Below are 3,008 nucleotides of genomic sequence, written 5' to 3'. Positions count from 1 at the left end.
TCTTTAGCGCCGATGGTAGTTGGGGGCTTCCCCCTGTGAGAGTAGGACGTCGCTAGGCACTTAGAAAAGTCGAGGATTTATTCCTCGGCTTTTTTTCTGTGAAAAAAAATAGAAGTTACAATATTACCATTCAATGGGTGGTAGTGAAGGATAAGGTTTCTCTTATGTACACGAAAAGGGAGATGAAAAGTGGTGACCTTGCTTATAGGATGTGTCGTATATTCGATATAGCTCTTTTTTTTGTTCTGACTTATAGGTAAAAGGATAAGTAAGTCCATTATTTAAGAAGGGATATCAAGAGAACATCACTCGATTCAATTTCAAAATAAAGTTGAAAATAATTACTCTAAAATGCAAATATGCAGTTTATCAAAATATGTTCAAAAGTAAGCAAAAGTTGATTTGCATCTTTCCCCAGAAGGTTTTACCCTTAATAAGCATAATCATTAAGATAAAAGGATGTCCGATAAAAGGATGCCCTTTTTTTATTTTTAGAGATGGAATAATACAACAAAAAGAGTTGAAAAATGATTCTTGATGATTCCACTGTTGCGAGTAATACAACTCTATGGTCATGTCATGTGCGCAGTACCCAAATAATGCAAATAGTCATCGCAAAAATTCGATGAAAATCATTTAAATCAAGTATGAATTTTAAAAACTCATTAATTTCAAATTCACTATTATCAAATTATGCAAGAAAAGCAACAAAAGTTGATTTTTATTATTTTGTAAAATGCTATACAATCGGACATTGCAATAGATGAAAAGTAATAAAAAGACTTAAAAGAGGTAATTTATGTTTAAAGAAGTTCGGTTAGAGGTATAGGTTAGTGTAAAAAGTAAATAATATTGTATTTATGGTAATAGGAGTGATGTTTTAAAGTATTTTTTCTTTTCATCTCTAATGCTAAATCACAAGCTTATCAAAATAAGAGGAAATTAACTTTTTTTGTAAGCGTATAAACTCTTATTTTTGAAGGACCTAAGAAAAAGCTTCTACACTAGGTTAATTATAAAAATGTCATTGATGAAGTATTGAAAGGAGAAAATCAATGAAAAAAACTTTTCTAGTATTTGTTTCTATGCTTTTAGTGTTCTCTCAATTGTCATTAGGTAGTCTATCTGTTTATGCGATAAGTAATAACGAGAATGATATAGTATTGGCAATTGAACATGAAAATGAGGGCGAAGCACCAAACAAAGAAGATGAAACTGTAATATCAGATAATGAAGACGAAGCTATAATGCAAAATGATAGTGACGATAATATTACTTCTCCAAGCAATAATGATGAGAAGGACATAGGGCCGCAAAATAGTGAAGATAGTACCATTCAGAATAATGAGGATGATTATGTAACAAAAAATATTGACAATGGTGTTGCCATTATAGGATATAAAGGCGATAAGTCAGATATCGTTATTCCTAGTGAAATCAATGGTGAAACAGTTATCGAAATTGGACACAATGCATTTAGTCAAAAACAACTCACTAGTGTATCAATTCCTTCAAGCGTTACAACGATAGGAAAGTACGCATTTTCTAGTAATCAATTAACGAGTATTGAAATTCCATCAAGTGTTACAGCGATAGGATTTTCTGCATTCTCATATAACCAATTGACAAGTATAGAAATCTCATCAAGCGTTACAACGATTGGAGAGCATGTATTTGCTAAAAATCAATTAACAAGTATAGAAATTCCATCAGGCGTTACAACGATAGAATGGTCTGCATTTGCTGATAATAAATTGGCCAGTATAGAAATCCCATCCAGTGTTACGACGATAGACGGTTATGCGTTTTTAAATAATAAATTAACAAGTATAGATATCCCATCAAGTGTAACAACAATAGGTGATCGTGCATTTTTGAATAATCAATTAACAAGTGTAAAGATCCCATCAAGCGTAACAGCAATCGGAATGTCTGCATTTTCTAGTAATCAATTAACGAGTATTGATATCCCATCCAGTGTTAAAAGGTTGGGAGCACTTGCTTTTTCTGATAATAAATTGACGAGTATAGAAATTCCATCGAGCATTACAACGATAGAATGGCATACATTTGCAAATAATCAATTAACAAGTGTAAAACTTCCAACAAGTGTTAAAACGATTGAGATGGGCGCATTTTCTAGAAATCAATTAACGAGTATTGAAATTCCACCAAACGTTACAACGATAGGAGCGGATGCATTCTTAAATAATAAATTAACAAGTATAGAGATTCCATCAAATGTTAAAACAATAGAGTCTGGAGCATTTGCAAATAATCAATTAACAAGTGTAGTAATCCCGCCTAGTGTTACGAAGATGGGAATATCTGCATTTTCAAATAATAAATTAACGAGTGTAGAAATTTCATCAAACATTAAAACAATAGAGTCGAATGTATTTTCTAGAAATCAATTAACGAGCATGGTAATTCCACCTAGTGTCACAACAATAGAACGAACTGCGTTTTCAGATAATCAAATAATAAGTTTAGAAATCCCATCAAACGTTACAAAGATAGGAGACGCTGCATTTGCAAACAATCAATTAGATTTTGTAACATTTCATGGAGCACATGAACTTCAGTGGGATAAAGAAACTCCATTTGATAAGCAATACAAAGAGGGGAAAACGTTCTATGGCTGGTTCGAAGATAAAGATTTTACGATTAAATGGAATAACTCTGTAACACAACCAATGACAATTTATGCACAATGGGACAAGAAAAATACTTCTCCTGAAGAAGAGAAGGAAAACGAGCGAACAAGTTATATCGTTACTTTCGATTCAATGGGAGGTAGTGAAGTACTGTCTAAGGAAGTGATAAAAGATGATTTGCTGCAAGCCCCAGTGGTAGCACCGACAAAGAAAGGCTATATATTTGCCGGTTGGTATAAGAACACAGAGCTTACAACAGCATGGGACTTTGCAAAAGATGTCGTAACAGAAAATATCACATTGTACGCGAAATGGACAAAGAATAATACTTCTGAAGGCGAATCTGGTGAG

Annotated in this window: 1 protein-coding gene; it reads left to right on the top strand. The window is 32.9% G+C overall.

Annotated features, from left to right (window positions below; translation table 11 throughout):
- Positions 1–1,055: 1,055 nt before the first annotated feature.
- Positions 1,056–3,008: leucine-rich repeat protein (locus tag ACFVT8_RS24505; RefSeq protein WP_387086435.1), on the top strand; the 1,953-nt coding region annotated here is incomplete at its 3' end.

The sequence above is a fragment of the Lysinibacillus sp. NPDC058147 genome, assembly GCF_042884205.1.
Classification (GTDB): Bacteria; Bacillota; Bacilli; order Bacillales_A; family Planococcaceae; genus Lysinibacillus.
Note: the sequence above shows the minus strand (reverse complement) of the source record. Positions and strands in the feature narration are given on the sequence as shown.